13 protein-coding genes are annotated in these 14956 nt (G+C 56.0%); 4 read left to right on the plus strand and 9 right to left on the minus strand.

Features of this window, described 5'->3' with window-relative positions; translation table 11 throughout:
• The first annotated feature begins 40 nt into the window (after positions 1–40).
• A complete protein-coding gene (gene yejK, locus IM265_RS16755; protein WP_008500957.1) occupies positions 41–1048 on the plus strand; it encodes a nucleoid-associated protein YejK in 1008 nt (335 codons plus the stop codon).
• 50 nt (positions 1049–1098) lie between these two features.
• Here yejK and rplY read toward each other — a convergent pair whose 3' ends face one another.
• Positions 1099–1383 (minus strand): 50S ribosomal protein L25, encoded by a 285-nt coding sequence (gene rplY / locus IM265_RS16760; RefSeq protein ID WP_028013887.1) that lies wholly within the window; start codon positions 1381–1383, stop codon positions 1099–1101.
• 125 nt (positions 1384–1508) lie between these two features.
• Entirely contained in the window at positions 1509–3269 is a 1761-nt protein-coding gene (locus IM265_RS16765; protein WP_047363059.1) for a DEAD/DEAH box helicase, read from the minus strand.
• Between the two features lie 152 nt (positions 3270–3421).
• Here IM265_RS16765 and rsuA point away from each other — a divergent pair, with 152 nt between their 5' ends.
• The 3 genes from rsuA (at position 3422) to IM265_RS16780 (ending at position 5965) form a co-directional block, all read left to right on the plus strand.
• A complete protein-coding gene (gene rsuA / locus IM265_RS16770; protein WP_028013885.1) occupies positions 3422–4129 on the plus strand; it encodes a 16S rRNA pseudouridine(516) synthase RsuA in 708 nt (235 codons plus the stop codon).
• Positions 4130–4144: 15 nt separating this feature from the next.
• Positions 4145–5341 (plus strand): Bcr/CflA family multidrug efflux MFS transporter, encoded by a 1197-nt coding sequence (locus IM265_RS16775; RefSeq protein ID WP_041908984.1) that lies wholly within the window; start codon positions 4145–4147, stop codon positions 5339–5341.
• 279 nt (positions 5342–5620) lie between these two features.
• A complete protein-coding gene (locus tag IM265_RS16780; protein WP_028013883.1) occupies positions 5621–5965 on the plus strand; it encodes a YejG family protein in 345 nt (114 codons plus the stop codon).
• 3 nt (positions 5966–5968) lie between these two features.
• Here the strand turns inward: IM265_RS16780 and yejF are convergent, their stop codons facing one another.
• The 7 genes from yejF to IM265_RS16815 form a co-directional block, all read right to left on the minus strand.
• Positions 5969–7558, minus strand: coding sequence for a microcin C ABC transporter ATP-binding protein YejF (gene yejF / locus IM265_RS16785; protein WP_193030460.1), 1590 nt, complete (start codon positions 7556–7558; stop codon positions 5969–5971).
• A 1-nt stretch (position 7559) separates the two neighbouring features.
• Positions 7560–8585, minus strand: a complete 1026-nt coding sequence (locus IM265_RS16790) for an ABC transporter permease (RefSeq protein ID WP_028013881.1) — start codon at positions 8583–8585, stop codon at positions 7560–7562.
• Complete coding sequence (locus IM265_RS16795) at positions 8585–9679, minus strand: microcin C ABC transporter permease YejB (protein WP_028013880.1); 1095 nt, start codon at positions 9677–9679, stop codon at positions 8585–8587. The genes IM265_RS16790 and IM265_RS16795 overlap by 1 nt, the downstream gene beginning before the upstream one ends.
• A gap of 9 nt (positions 9680–9688) precedes the next feature.
• On the minus strand, positions 9689–11494 hold the full coding sequence (locus IM265_RS16800) for an extracellular solute-binding protein (RefSeq protein WP_028013879.1): 1806 nt from the start codon (positions 11492–11494) through the stop codon (positions 9689–9691).
• A gap of 74 nt (positions 11495–11568) precedes the next feature.
• Positions 11569–13125, minus strand: a complete 1557-nt coding sequence (locus tag IM265_RS16805) for a cyclic di-GMP phosphodiesterase (protein WP_028013878.1) — start codon at positions 13123–13125, stop codon at positions 11569–11571.
• Between the two features lie 127 nt (positions 13126–13252).
• Positions 13253–13822 carry a bifunctional murein DD-endopeptidase/murein LD-carboxypeptidase gene (gene mepS / locus IM265_RS16810; protein WP_028013877.1) on the minus strand — a complete coding sequence of 190 codons (570 nt, stop codon included), beginning with the start codon at positions 13820–13822 and terminating at the stop codon, positions 13253–13255.
• Between the two features lie 416 nt (positions 13823–14238).
• Positions 14239–14952 carry a phosphatase PAP2 family protein gene (locus IM265_RS16815; RefSeq protein ID WP_028013876.1) on the minus strand — a complete coding sequence of 238 codons (714 nt, stop codon included), beginning with the start codon at positions 14950–14952 and terminating at the stop codon, positions 14239–14241.
• Positions 14953–14956: the final 4 nt, after the last annotated feature.

Raw genomic sequence — 14956 nt, forward strand, 5'->3', positions numbered from 1 at the left:
TGGTGGTTGAATACCGCCCGGTCTAAAAGGAGAGTTTATCATGAGTCTGGAAATCAACCAGATTGCCTTGCACCAGCTTATCAAGCGTGATGAGCAAACCCTTGAAGTGGTGCTACGCGATTCGTTACTGGAACCCACGGCAACCGTTGTGGAAATGATGGCAGAGCTGCATCGCGTCTACAGCGCTAAAAATAAAGCCTATGGTCTGTTCAGCGAAGAGAGTGAGCTGGCCGATAGCCTGCGCCTGCAGCGTCAGGGCGAGGAGGATTTCCTGGCGTTTAGCCGCGCGGCAACCGGGCGTCTGCGCGACGAGCTGGCGAAATATCCGTTCGCCGACGGCGGTATTGTCCTGTTCTGCCACTATCGTTACCTGGCGGTCGAGTACCTGCTGGTTACCGTGCTGAATAACTTAAGCAGCATGCGCGTGAACGAGCAGCTGGACATCAGCTCAACGCACTATCTGGATATCAACCATGCGGATATTGTAGCGCGTATTGATTTGACCGAGTGGGAAACTAACCCGGAGTCGACCCGCTACCTCACCTTCCTGAAGGGGCGGGTGGGCCGCAAAGTGGCGGATTTCTTTATGGACTTCCTCGGTGCCAGCGAAGGCCTGAACGCCAAAGCGCAGAACAAAGGGCTGCTGCAGGCCGTTGATGACTTCACGGCGGAAGCGCAGCTCGATAAATCTGAACGCCAGACCGTGCGTCAGCAGGTTTACAGCTACTGCAACGAGCAGTTGCAGGCCGGGGAAGAGATTGAGCTGGAGTCCCTGTCAAAAGAGCTGGCGGGCGTCAGCGAAGTGAGCTTCCAGGAATTCACTGCGGAAAAGGGCTATGAGCTTGAGGAGAGTTTCCCGGCGGATCGCAGCACGCTGCGTCAGTTAACCAAATTTGCCGGCAGCGGCGGCGGGTTAACCATCAACTTTGACGCCATGCTGTTGGGGGAACGCATCTTCTGGGATCCGGCCACCGATACCCTGACCATCAAAGGTACGCCGCCGAACCTGCGCGATCAGCTTCAGCGCCGCACGTCTGGCGGTAAATAGCAGCCATAAAAAAACCCCGCCGAAGCGGGGTTTTCTCGACAGGTTTGCGATTACGCGCGAACGAAGTCGATGTGAGTCAGTTTTGGCTTGAACGCGTGACGCTGAACAGCCTGAACCTTCACTTTTTCTTCTTTACCGCCAACAACGATGGTCAGAACTTCGCTGTAGAACTCAGCTTTGGTCTGCATGTTCCACACTTTGTCGTGATCCAGTTCGATAGCAACTGGAGCAGCTTCGCCACCGTAAACGATAGCCGGGAACTTGTTAGCGTTACGCAGGCGGCGGCTCGCACCCTTACCCTGCACGTTACGTACTTCTGCTTCGATAGTGAACATTGATTTCTCTCTGTATTTAAAACCCTACTACAGGCGACCCAGCAGCAGGTGAGTGTTCTGCCCCACGGATGTGAAGCGGGCGGCATTTTATACTCAAATGCCCCGCACATCAATGAAAAGTCCCGTTAACCGCGCAATTCATTTGCCCGACGGAAGCGACCTTCATAGTCAAAGACCTTCTCGCGAACCTGCCAGAACTGGCCTTTCTTACGGGCGACCACGAAGTCGGGGTGGCGCAGCAGCGCCTGCTGATGCACGATATCCGCCACGGTTATCCAGCGCAGCGGCACGCCAGGCGTGCGGGTATGCGGCCGGATAAATAGCTGCTCAAATGCCGTGCGTTGGGCAGGCGTCTGAACCCTGAACCGTTCGCTGACGTCAGCGCCATCCTCGTCGTAATAGGTGATTTTCAGCCACTCGCCTTTTTCATCCGCGCCGGGCTGCAGCGCCATGCCGGAGCAGCGCAGCACCAGCGCATCTTTCAGCTTCAGCGCCGCTTTCAGCATGTCGTCCGGGTCCACCAGCACCGTGTCGCACTCGCGGCAACGGCGGGCGGCGATGTCATTTTCGGCGTTGCACTGCGGGCAGTTTTTGAAGCGGAAGCGGAAATCGCACTGCTCGCGATGTCCCTCATCATCCTCAAACCAGCCCTGACAGCGGCGGCCAAAGTGTTCAATCAGCGTGCCGTCGGCGGTGGTTTTTCCCCAGAAGGTGTTGGCAAAGCCGCAGGCCGGGCAAAACACCTGTACCGGCACGTTGTCGCTTTTGCCTTTTGGCGCGCCCACTTCCGGGGAGTACAGATCGTGCGGGTTGCCGGCGTAATCCAGTATCAGGCAGTCGGTTTTGCCCGGCGCCAGGCGCAGGCCACGGCCGACAATTTGCTGATACAGGCTGACGGATTCGGTCGGGCGCAGAATCGCAATCAGGTCGACGTGCGGGGCGTCAAACCCGGTGGTTAATACGGAAACATTCACCAGGTAGCGGAACTGCTGGGCTTTGAAAGCCTCAATCAGCCTGTCGCGCTCCGGGCCGGGCGTTTCGCCAGTGATCAGCGCTGCGTCGTCAGCGGGTAGCAGTCCCGTGATTTCGCGCGCGTGTTCGACGGTGGCAGCAAAAATCATCACCCCTTTACGCGTTTGCGCGAACTCTTCAATCTGGCTGATGATATGCGGCGTGATCCGCTTCTGTTTTTTCAGTTCATGGTTAAGATCCGCCTCGCTGAACAGCCCGTTGCTCTGCGCCTGTAAGCGGCTGAAATCGTACTGCACGACCGGCATATCCAGTCGCTCGGGCGGCGTCAGGTAGCCGTGCTTAATCATGTAGCGCAGCGGAAGTTCATAGATACAGTCGCTGAACAGCGCTTTCTCGTCGCCGCGCACCATGCCGTGATAATGAAAGCGGTAGATCCAGCCTTTGCCCAGACGAAACGGGGTTGCCGTCAGGCCGAGCAGGCGTAAGTGAGGGTTCACCTCTTTAAGGTGAGTGAGGATTTGCTGATACTGGCTGTCGTCGTCATCGCTGATGCGGTGACATTCGTCGACAATCAGCAGCGAAAACTCGCTGCGGAACAGATCCAGGTTACGGGCCACCGACTGTACGCTGCCGAAAACCACTTTGCCGTGGCTCTCTTTGCGCTTCAGCCCGGCGGCGAAAATGTCGGCTTCCAGCCCCAGCGCACAATATTTGGCATGGTTTTGCGCCACCAGCTCTTTGACGTGGGCCAATACCAGCACGCGACCACGCGCCAGGCGCGCCAGTTCGGCAATGACCAGGCTCTTGCCTGCACCGGTCGGGAGGACAATGGCCGCCGGTTCCCGGTGTTTACGGAACCAGGCGAGCGTCGCGTCAACGGCTTCCTGCTGATAGGGACGAAGTGTAAAAGTCATGGGGTCTCGGTTTCGTTAATCCGCATATAGTATGCCACGAAACTTTTTCCCTTGAGTGGCGCAACCAGACCATTATACTGAACCGTTCCTGACTGCTTCTTTTTTCGGACGCACGGTCCGACATCCAGCACCATTAAGGCTAAAAAGATTTCATGCGACTTGATAAGTTTATCGCTCAGCAACTCGGCGTAAGCCGCGCTATTGCCGGGCGTGAAATTCGCGCCAACCGCGTTACCGTGGATGGCGACATTGTGCGAGACAGCGCGTTCAAACTGCAGCCTGACCATCAGGTTGAGTACGACGGCAATCCGCTGACCCAGCAGCACGGTCCCCGCTATTTCATGCTCAATAAGCCGGAAGGCTATGTCTGCTCAACGGACGATCCGGATCACCCGACGGTGCTCTATTTCCTCGACGAGCCGGTGGCGCACAAGCTGCATGCCGCAGGCCGCCTCGACATCGATACCACCGGTCTGGTGCTGATGACCGACGACGGTCAGTGGTCGCATCGCATCACTTCCCCGCGCCACCACTGCGAGAAAACCTATCTGGTCACGCTGGAGTCACCGGTTGCGGATGACACGGCAGAGCAATTCGCGAAAGGCGTTCAGCTGCATAATGAAAAGGATCTGACCAAACCCGCCGTGCTTGAGGTCATCACCCCGACGGAAGTCCGTTTGACCATCAGCGAAGGACGCTACCATCAGGTGAAACGCATGTTTGCCGCCGTGGGTAACCACGTTGTGGGCCTGCACCGTGAACGCATCGGTGCGATTGCGCTCGATCCCGACCTGGCGCCCGGTGAATATCGTCCGCTGACGGAAGAAGAGATTGCCAGCGTCGGTCTGCCTTCTCACTAATTTCAGGAGAACCCTGTGACCACCAGGCCACACTCGTCGTTCAAAATTGTCTTCATTCTTGGCCTGCTGGCGATGCTGATGCCGCTGTCTATCGACATGTATCTGCCTGCGCTGCCGGTGATTTCCGCCCAGTTTGGCGTACCGGCAGGCAGCGCGCAGATGACGCTCAGCACCTATATTCTCGGTTTCGCGCTCGGACAGCTGCTGTATGGCCCAATGGCCGACAGCCTGGGGCGTAAGCCGGTTATTCTTGGCGGGACGCTGGTCTTTGCGGCCGCAGCGGTCGCCTGTGCGCTGGCGCAGAGTATCGATCAGCTGATTATCATGCGCTTCCTGCACGGGTTGGCCGCCGCTGCCGCGAGCGTGGTGATCAACGCCCTGATGCGTGATATCTACCCGAAAGAAGAGTTCTCCCGCATGATGTCGTTCGTCATGCTGGTGACGACGATTGCGCCGCTGGTGGCACCGATGGCCGGTGGTGCGGTGCTGGTGTGGTTTAGCTGGCACGCGATTTTCTGGATCCTGGCGCTGGCCGCGCTGCTGGCCTCGGCGATGATTTTCTTCTTTATTGATGAAACGCTGCCCGTCGAGCGCCGCCAGAAATTTCATATTCGAACCACGATAGGCAACTTTGCCTCGCTGTTTCGCCACAAGCGGGTGCTGAGCTATATGCTGGCGAGCGGGTTCAGCTTCGCCGGAATGTTCTCCTTCCTGAGTGCCGGGCCGTTTGTCTATATCGAGCTGAACCACGTTTCGCCGCAGCACTTTGGCTATTATTTTGCGCTCAATATCGTCTTCCTGTTTGTCCTGACCATCATTAACAGCCGCTTTGTCCGGCGGGTGGGCGCGCTGAACATGTTCCGCGCCGGGCTGTGGATCCAGTTTGTGATGGCGGTCTGGCTGGTGGTGAGCGCGTTTCTGGACGTGGGCTTCTGGGCGCTGGTGATCGGCGTGGCGGCCTTTGTCGGCTGCGTGTCGATGATCTCATCCAATGCGATGGCGGTGATCCTCGACGAATTCCCGCATATGGCGGGAACCGCATCGTCACTGGCGGGAACCTTCCGCTTCGGGATTGGTGCCATCGTCGGGGCGTTACTCTCTATGGCGACCTTTACTACGGCCTGGCCTATGCTGTGGGCGATGGCTTTTTGCGCAACCAGCTCTGTGCTTTTCTGTCTTTACGCCAGCCGGCCGCGAAAAGCGGCGCACTAACGCGCAGATAAGGCCCGAAAGGGCCTTTTTTGTTGACGCATATCAACCAAACTCGCGTTCGTTTATTCCGTGTTTGTTTATTTTATGTAAAATCTATTTATGTAAAAAGTCACATCATTGTATTCAAAAAGGTTGAGTTAGATCGCAGAAACGGGTACATATAGCGCCGACGCGAGCCTCGATACCGATAAAAAAGCGCTGAATAGTGCAGGTTGGCGATGATGTGTTACTATAAATGTAAATAAATTGTGAAGTAAATTTTGCTTCCGGGGAACGAACGTGAATACATTACAACTCTCCATTGTCCATCGCTTGCCCCAGAGCTATCGCTGGTCGGCGGGTTTTGCAGGTTCGAAAGTTGAACCGATTCCGCAAAGCGTTGCGGGCTGTGAGAATTGCCTGGTGGCGCTCAAGCTGCTGAGCCCGAGCGACGAAAATGCGTGGCGGGTGATGGAGCGTCTCAGCCAGGCCCTGACGGATATCGAAGTGGACAGCTCCGTACTGGAGTGCGAAGGGGAGCCGTGCCTGTTTGTCAAAAGCCAGGACGAATTCGCCGCGACCTGCCGCCTGAAAAACTTTGGCGTTGCGATTGCTGAACCTTTCTCCGGCCAGTATCCCTTTTAAGCGCTAGTCTGCCGCGAGCAGCTGGCGCGTGTAGCTCTGCGTTGGCGCAGTAAATACGCGCTGGCAATCACCCTGTTCGACCACCTCACCCTGTCGTAGCACAATCACCTGATGGCATAGCGCCCGCACCACCTGTAGATCATGGCTGATAAAGATATAGGCCAGCCGGTGCTTTTCCTGTAGCCCTTTGAGCAGCGCCAGGATCTGCGCCTGTACGGTTCTGTCCAGAGACGAGGTCGGTTCATCCAGAATAATCAGCTCCGGTTTCAGGATCAGCGCGCGGGCGATGGCGATACGCTGGCGCTGTCCGCCGGAAAATTCCGCAGGGTAGCGGTGGCGAGTGTCGGGATCTAAGCCCACTTCCGCCATCACCCGCATGACCTCCTGTTCCCGCTGTTGCGCACTCAGGCCAGGCTGGTGAACGCGCAGGCCCTCTTCGATAATCTGCAACACGCTGAGGCGCGGGTTAAGCGAGGAGTTGGGATCCTGAAATACCACCTGCATGCGGGGCCGCACGGGCAGCATCTGGCGGCGATTCCAGCGGTGCAGCGGCATATCGTCAAACAGGATCTCGCCCTGAGAGGCAATTAAGCGCAGCAGCGCCAGACCGGTAGTGCTTTTCCCCGAACCGGATTCGCCCACCAGCCCCAGGGATTCACCCGGTCGCAGCGAGAAGCGGATATTTTTCAGCACCGGGTTCTGGTCAACGATGCGCCGCAGAACGCCTTTGCGGATCGGGAACGAGACGGATAAATCATCGACGCGCAGCAGCGGTGTGCTGTCTGCCGTGAGAGGCACCGGGTCGCCGGAAGGTTCGCTGTCGAGCAGGCGCTGCGTATAGGGATGCTGCGGCGCGTTCAGCAGTTTGGACGCGGTATTCTGTTCAACGCAGCGCCCGTTTTGCATGACCGCGACGCTGTCGGCCAGCTTTTTCACGATGCTCAGGTTGTGCGTGATAAACAGCAGGCTCATGTCCAGCTCGTCACGCAGCTCCCTCAAGAGCGTCAGAATTTGCGCCTGCACCGTGACGTCCAGCGCCGTCGTCGGCTCGTCGGCAATCAACAGTTCGGGGCGCGTGAGCAGGGCCATGGCAATCATTACCCGCTGGCGTTCGCCGCCGGAGAGCTGATGCGGAAAATCATTCAGCCGTTTGGCCGCGTTGCGTATGCCTGTACGTTCCAGACAATCCAGAATTTCGCCCCGCGCGGCCTCTTTGCGCATCCCCCGATGAAGTGACAGCACTTCATAGAGCTGTTTTTCCAGCGTATGCAGTGGGTTGAGCGACACCATCGGCTCCTGGAAGATCATGGCAATCTTATTGCCGCGAATACCGCGCAGGGTATGTTCATCAGCGTGCAGCAGCGAACTGCCGTGGAACAGAATATCCCCTTGCGGATAGCTCACGGGCGGGGAGGGCAGCAGACGCAGGATGGAGAGCGCCGAGACGCTCTTGCCCGAACCGGATTCACCCACCAGCGCCAGCGTTTCACCGCGCTGGATCTGCAGCGACAGGTCGGTGACCACGGTACGGGTCTCGCCCTGCTTCGAGAAGGCAATCGACAGGCGATCAATACTGAGAAGAGGCTGCGTCATCTTATACCGCCTTGTTGGGATCGAAGGCATCGCGCACGGCTTCGCCAATAAAAATCAGCAGCGAAAGCAGCACGGCCACGGAAAGAAAGGCGGTGATGCCCAGCCACGGCGCCTGCAGGTTGTTCTTGCCCTGCAGCAGCAGTTCGCCGAGCGACGGCGACCCCAGTGGCAGGCCGAAGCCCAGAAAGTCCAGCGAGGTGAGGGTGGTGATGGAGCTGCACAGAATAAAGGGCAGGAAGGTGAGGGTCGCCACCACCGCATTGGGAAGCATATGGCGGAAGATGATTGCGCGATCGCTCACGCCTAACGCCTGCGCGGCGCGAATATAGTCGAAATTACGGGTGCGCAGAAACTCTGCCCGCACAACGCCCACCAGCGCCATCCAGCCAAACAGAACGGTGATGCCCAGCAGCCACCAGAAGCCCGGCTGTACCACGCTGGAAAGCAGAATGATCAGAAACAGGGTTGGCATACCGGACCAGACTTCGATGATACGCTGCCCCCACAGGTCAATTTTTCCGCCGTAGTAGCCCTGAACGGCACCGGCCACTACGCCCATTACGCTGGAGAAGACGGTCAGCATCAGTCCAAAAAGAATAGAAATCCGCGTACCGTAGAGGATGCGCGCCAGCACGTCGCCGCCGTTGGCGTCTGTTCCCAGCCAGTTTTGCGCAGAGGGCGGAGAAGGGAAGGGGGTTGTGGTCGCGAAGTTAATGCTGTTGGCGCCAAAGCGCACCGGAGCCCAGAGGGCCCAGCCGTGCTGTTCGATCTGCTGGCGCAGCCACGGATCCTGGTACTCCGCCGGGGTGGCAAACGGGCCGCCGAAGTCGCTTTCACTGTAGTTAGCCAGTACCGGCACGTACCAGCGGTCGTTAAAGTGCACCAGCAACGGTTTGTCGTTGGCGATCAGCTCCGAACACATGCTCAGGACAAACAGGACAGCAAAAATCCACAGCGACCAGTAGCCGCGGCGGTTATGGCGAAAACGGGCCCAGCGGGCCTGGTTAACGGGGCTTAAACGCGGCATCAGCGGCCCTCAAAATCAATTCGGGGATCGACCAGCGTATAGCTGATATCGCTGATGATATTCAGCAGCAGGCCAATCAGGGTGAAAATATAGAGCGTGCCAAACATTACCGGATAATCGCGCGATACGGTGGCTTCGTAGCCCAGCAGGCCGAGACCGTTGAGCGAGAACATCACCTCAATCAGCAGTGAGCCGGTAAAAAACATGCTGATGAACGTGGCTGGAAATCCGGCAATCACCAGCAGCATGGCGTTGCGGAAAACGTGTTTCCACATAATCTGCTTCTCGCTGACCCCTTTGGCGCGGGCGGTCACGACATACTGCTTGCGGATTTCATCGAGAAAGGCGTTTTTCGTTAACATGGTCAGGGCGGCAAACCCGCCGATCACCGTCGCCAGCACCGGCAGCGTGATATGCCAGAGATAGTCGGTGATTTTCTGGTACCACGGCAGCGTGCTGAAATCGGCGGAGACCAGCCCCCGCAGGGGGAAGATGTCGAAATAGCTGCCTCCGGCAAAGAAGACAATCAGCAGAACGGCAAACAGAAACGCCGGAATAGCATAGCCGATGATGATGAAGGTGCTGCTCCAGATATCGAAGCGGCTGCCGTTATGCACCGCTTTTCGGATCCCGAGCGGTATAGAGACCAGATAGATAATCAACGTCCCCCACAGCCCCAGCGTGACCGAAACCGGCAGGCTTTGCTTGATCAACGTTAATACGGACGCACTGCGGAACAGGCTATCGCCAAAATCAAAGCGGATATAATCCCAGAGCATCTTGAAATAGCGCTCGTGTATCGGCTTATCAAAGCCGTAGCGATGGGTGATCTCGGCGATCACTTCAGGATCCAGCCCGCGCCCGCCGCGGTAGTGGCTTTCACTGATATTCCCCACGCCGGTTCGCGCATGGCTGGCGCCCATGCCTTCTCCGCCGCCGCCGGGCATGCCGCCGCTGTTGCCAAACTCAATGGCGGCAATGGCCTGGTCGACCGGCCCGCCCGGGGCAATTTGCACGATAAAAAAGTTAATGGTGATAATGGCCCACAGCGTGGGAATGACCAGCAGAAGACGGCGTATTAAATAGGCACCCATGATAATTCCTTATCGCCGCTCGGCGGGCAGTCTGGCGGCTTTATTCACGTCATACCACCAGGTGTCAAAGCCCAGAGAATAGACAGGGCGCACGGCAGGCACGGAGAACTTGTCCCAGCGCGCAAGGCGGTCTTCGCCCATATACCACATGGGCAGCATGTAGTAGTTCCAGGTTAACACCCTGTCGAGGGCGCGACCAAGCGGCAAGAGCTTATCTTTATCGCCCTGCGCCGCCACAATTTTCGCAATCAGGGCATCAATCGCCGGGCTTTTTACGCCTGGCGCATTGTACGAGGAGTCGATGTAGCTGGAGGCCCAGGAGATTTGCAGATCCGAGCTGGGCCACGGCTGTGCGGGCCACAGGCGTTGCATCATGTCGTAATCGCGGCTGCGCATGCGGTTGGTGATCTGCGCGTTATCGACCTGGCGAATGTTCATGGTGATCCCCAGCCGCGCAAGGTTGTGCTTAAACGGCAGCACCCACTGATCGTTGCCACCGGAGGAGAGCAGCAGTTCAAAGCTTAAAGGCTTGCCGGTTTTCGCATTGACGCGTTTCTGGTTCTTCAGCTGCCAGCCTGCCTCATCCAGCAGCTTGCTGGCCTTCAGCAGGTTGTCGCGGTCGTAGCCGTCACCCTTTGAAGCGGGCGGCTGAAACACCGTGGTAAACACCTCCGGCGGCACTTCCGCTTTCAGCGGCGCCAGCAGGAGCAGTTCGTCGGCTTTAGGGTAGTCGCGCGCGGCATATTCGGTGTTCTGGAAATAGCTGTTCGCGCGGCTGTACGCCCCGTAAAACAGGGCTTTGTTCATCCATTCAAAATCGAAGGCCAGGGAAATGGCTTCCCGAACGCGGCGGTCGGTAAATACCGGGCGCTGAATATTAAACGCCAGCCAGCGCGTGTCCTGGGCGGATTCGTTTTTGTGCTCGTCTTTGACGATGTAGCCTTTCGTGAAGTTTTTGCCGATATAGCGGGTCGCCCAGTTTTTGGCGCTGTTCTCCACGCGTAAATCGAAGGCGCCGGCCTTGAACGCTTCAAACGCCACGTTATCGTCGAGGTAGTAGTCATAGCGAAGGGTGTCGAAATTCCAGCGCCCGCGGTTTACCGGCAGGTTAGCCGCCCAGTAATCTTTCACGCGGGAATAGACCACGTACTGCCCCATGCGCCAGTCGGTAATGCGGTAAGGGCCACCGGCCAGCGGCGGCGTGGAGAGCGGGTCACTTAACTTATGGTTTTTCCAGAACGATTCAGGCATAACCGGCAGCGAGAACAGGCTAAGCATATTCTCTTTGTTCGGTTCGCTCAGCTCAATGCGTACGGTGAGGGGCGCAATGGCGCGCACCGTTGCGCCTTTATACACAATGCGGAACTGAGGCACGCCTTCGGTCATAAATTTATGAAACGTAAAAGCGACGTCGCTGGCCTTGACCGGCGTGCCGTCGTGAAAGCGGGCCCGGGGGTTTAGGGTAATTTCGGCCCAGGCGAAGTTATCCGCATAGCGCACGTTATCGGCAATCAGCGGGTAATAGCTGCCGGGTTCATCATCCGACGTGACAAAAAGCGTGTCATAGAGCGATTCCGTTCGCGCCGCGGCCACGCCGCGCAGGGCGAAGCGGTTAAAGTTGTCGAACGTTCCCGTAGCCGAGAGCGTGACCTTTCCACCCTTAGGGGCGGCAGGATTGACGTAATCGAAGTGCGTAAAATTGACCGCGTATTTTGGCTCGCCAATCACGGCGAACGCGATGTTCTCTTTGATGGTTTGCGCCTGGCTGGACAGGCTCACGACTGCCAACCAAAGCAACATAAAGCGCATAAACATCTCGCGGCGGCTCCCTCTTTTACAGACCGGCTCAGTTAAGCTGAATAATAAGTGACGCCACGGGCAATGTGAAATTATTCCCCGTCAGGCGACACCGTATTTTGCCACGTGCGGAACTGCTCCAGCGGCATCGGGCGGCTAATCCAGTAACCCTGCAGATAATTAACCCCATGCTCGCGCAGCCAGGCCGCCTGTTCCGGTGTTTCCACCCCTTCCGCAACGGTCGACATATTCAGTCGTCTTGCCAGCGTCAGTACGGCATCCAGCACCGGGGAGGTCACGGTTTCTGTGCCAATGGCGTTGACAAAACCACGGTCGATTTTCAGGTAGTCCATGGTGAAATGTTCAAGATAAATCAGCGCGCTGTGGCCGGTGCCGAAATCGTCGATGGCAATTTCAAACCCTTCGTTATGAAGCCATTCGAAGAGGCTGTTAGCTTCCCGATGGTTCAGCATGTCGCGCTCGGTAATTTCCAGTACGATCTGGAAGTAATCAGGCGGCAGCAGGGCTTTGAAGGTGCGCATATCATCTTTGAAGCTTTCCGCATGCAGATGCCCCGGCGCGATATTAATGCCCACTTTGGCACCCGGCGGCAGCACGGTCTGTAGCACTGGCGCATCGTGAATAATCAGGTCAAAAAGATGCAGCGTGAGCGGAACAATCAGCTTCTGCGCTTCGGCAAAATTGATAAAGGCGTCCGGCGGGATTTCCCCCATGGTCGGGTGCTTCCAGCGCATCAGCACTTCAAGCCCGGTCATCCTGAGCGATTTGGCGTCGACAACGGGCTGATAAACCACATAAAACTGGCCGCGCTTGATGGCGCTCAGAATCTCTTTGCCCGGATTGAGACGCGTCGTGAGGATGTAGAAGTTAAGCGACCCTGCCGCAATCCCGCACACCAGCCCGAAGAACAGGGCGTAAAGTATCTCATCGGTCGTCCACTCCTCGGCGTACAGGTTGATGGTCAGAGGAACGTCTTTGAGCGTCGCGGTGCGCGCCGGCGTTTCATGTAAATCCTTCGCTTTGACGAGGGTGCTTGAGGTAGTGGATAACGCATTGTCGCCGATGACGATCGCGATGCCTGCAAACTCGTCCTGGCGCGCGGTGTAAAGCAGGTAAGGCGTCAGGTTGAGATTCACCGAGGTGAATACGCCGCCGTCCTTCACAAGCGGATTACGATACCAGATGGCAATTGCGGGCTTATTGGGCAGCATGGGCGTGCCGGGGAGCAGTGCGATATCAACCTGCTTGTTGATGTGCAGCTCGGGTATCAGCTCCTCCATCGGGGCATTCATTGGCCCTGTGGCTGACGAGCAGAACGCCATTTTGTCTCTGACCAGCAGGAAGGCGCGTACGTTGAGGCTGAAGGCCGCGCGCGAGGTCAGCTCCGCGTTAACGTCCTGGCAATTATTGAGCGTCAGCGGCTGGAGCACGTCGATGGAGGCTTTCAGCTCGTCAAAATAGCTCTCCATGTAGATGCGCACATCCATAATCAACGTATCGAATCGGATTTCCCGCTTGTGGTAGCTCCAGAAAAATTGCAATGAACCCAGGAGCAGGGCGGCGATCAGGCCGGTAATGATACTGAGGAACAGTATCTTTCGATGACTGGAGAAGTAGCGGGTGAGCATAAACGTCGTGGTTCCTGAATTGCCGCTGATTGTATTCATTGTAACGGGCAAAAAAAAACACCGCCGAAGCAGTGCTTTTTTTTATTGTATCGCCAGCCAAGGGATAACCAACGATACAATTATCATATTAACTGCGGGTCAGTACGCGGCGCGCTTCGTTGTAGCGCTTCTTCCAGTACGGTTCATTCATGCTGGAAATGGTCACACCGCTGCTGGTGGAGGCATGTACAAACTGGTCATTACCAATGTAGATGCCCACATGTCGACCGGTAGAACCTGCACGGAACAGCACTAAATCACCGGTGCGCAGTTTGGTACGTGAAATCGACTTGCCCATCTCCTGCTGTTCGTAGGTCGAACGCGGAAGATCTAACCCAAATTGCTCGCGGAAGGTACGCTGTACAAAGCCGGAACAATCAATGCCTTTTTTAGTGCTGCCGCCAAGACGGTAACGCACGCCTTTCCAGTCAGCATACTGGTCCATAATGCGGGACTTCACGTCCAGATTACGTACCATATTTTCAAATTCATCCTGAGAGGCTTGCAGTGAAGAGGAATCTTCCATTCCCACAACACGCGTCTCAGGATGCATATTCTTTGCGGTGTTCGATGTACTACATGCAGATAACAGTACCGCGACTGCTATCGCCGGGATCCCCCGTAAGATATATCTCAGAAACGGTTGAGATTTGACCATTTTGTTTATTTTCCCTTGAAGTCCTTAACGACAAATATCGTTATAAAAATGCCAAACGTGACGAGACTAATTATCTGTTCACATTGAGACAATTGTTTCTAGTGACATTTGTGGTGCAGCGCACAAAATTATTCACCATCGAAATAATTATCTCCATGGGGCAAAACGAGTTCGAGATTAACCGATTGCCAGGGCTATTGCGAGTAAAAAGAGCCTTTTTTTTATAAGAAATTGTGATACAGAAAGTAAAAATTTGTCATTGCACAAAATAGCGGCAGATCCGCCGCGTAATCATGCAATTGATTCATTTTTATCACGAATGTGATGACAAGAATATGACAGCGCAGAAAGATCGCGGGAAGGGCATTATCAGGGATCGTGATGATCCCCGATAGTTTACGTTAAAAAAAAGGTAATTATTTGTTCAATTTTTGTTGCTTTCTACGCGGAAGATAGCGATCGAAAAGGGTAATTAGGCGATCGCTCAAAGGCGTCATCAGAACCCACGGCAGACCAATCAGCACCGCGGAAAGGGAACCCACGACAATATCCGTCAGCCAGTGCGCGCCAATCATCACGCGCGGGAAGGCAAATATCACCACAATAAGCAGGGCGATTGCGAACGCCTTCTTACCGAAATAGCGCAGCATGAAGCCAGAAAAAATAAGCAGCATCATGCCGTGATCGCCCGGGAAACTGTCCTTCGAGGCATCTTTTGTTGGAATATGCAGCAGTTCACTCACGCGATAAATATTCGGGAAAGAGAGCGAAGGACTAGCACGTTTTACCGGCATCAGATGTTGCGCCAGCTGATTAATGATCACCGCAGCCAGAAGCATCACCAGTCCGATAATCAGGATGCGGCGACGCCCCGTGTCATCCTCTTTGAGCCAGAAAGAGAGCATCAGGCAGCCCATGGCCAGCAGGGAAAAGCCGTCGAAGGCGCGGTTATTGGTAATTGCCACCAGCCACAGAAAGGCGTCACTCTTCACCAGCCCCTGGTTGAAGAAATGAAACAGGGATGAATCCAGCGGGAACCAGAAACCGTGATTCACCGGGATATACCAGGAGAAAAAGAGCGCCAGACCGGCGACATTAAGCAGTAGTATCTGGGGAATTCGAGTCGTCATAACG

It is taken from the genome of Enterobacter cloacae complex sp. P17RS (assembly GCF_014895885.1).
GTDB classification, from domain to species: domain Bacteria; phylum Pseudomonadota; class Gammaproteobacteria; order Enterobacterales; family Enterobacteriaceae; genus Enterobacter; species Enterobacter bugandensis.

What these genes read in the sequence shown, in the direction of transcription:
- yejK (WP_008500957.1), top strand. Translation starts at nt 41, where the DNA reads ATGAGTCTGGAAATCAACCAGATTGCCTTGCACCAGCTTATCAAGCGT.
- rplY (WP_028013887.1), bottom strand. Translation starts at nt 1,383, where the DNA reads ATGTTCACTATCGAAGCAGAAGTACGTAACGTGCAGGGTAAGGGTGCG.
- IM265_RS16765 (WP_047363059.1), bottom strand. Translation starts at nt 3,269, where the DNA reads ATGACTTTTACACTTCGTCCCTATCAGCAGGAAGCCGTTGACGCGACG.
- rsuA (WP_028013885.1), top strand. Translation starts at nt 3,422, where the DNA reads ATGCGACTTGATAAGTTTATCGCTCAGCAACTCGGCGTAAGCCGCGCT.
- yejF (WP_193030460.1), bottom strand. Translation starts at nt 7,558, where the DNA reads ATGACGCAGCCTCTTCTCAGTATTGATCGCCTGTCGATTGCCTTCTCG.
- IM265_RS16790 (WP_028013881.1), bottom strand. Translation starts at nt 8,585, where the DNA reads ATGCCGCGTTTAAGCCCCGTTAACCAGGCCCGCTGGGCCCGTTTTCGC.
- IM265_RS16795 (WP_028013880.1), bottom strand. Translation starts at nt 9,679, where the DNA reads ATGGGTGCCTATTTAATACGCCGTCTTCTGCTGGTCATTCCCACGCTG.
- IM265_RS16800 (WP_028013879.1), bottom strand. Translation starts at nt 11,494, where the DNA reads ATGTTTATGCGCTTTATGTTGCTTTGGTTGGCAGTCGTGAGCCTGTCC.
- IM265_RS16805 (WP_028013878.1), bottom strand. Translation starts at nt 13,125, where the DNA reads ATGCTCACCCGCTACTTCTCCAGTCATCGAAAGATACTGTTCCTCAGT.
- mepS (WP_028013877.1), bottom strand. Translation starts at nt 13,822, where the DNA reads ATGGTCAAATCTCAACCGTTTCTGAGATATATCTTACGGGGGATCCCG.
- IM265_RS16815 (WP_028013876.1), bottom strand. Translation starts at nt 14,952, where the DNA reads ATGACGACTCGAATTCCCCAGATACTACTGCTTAATGTCGCCGGTCTG.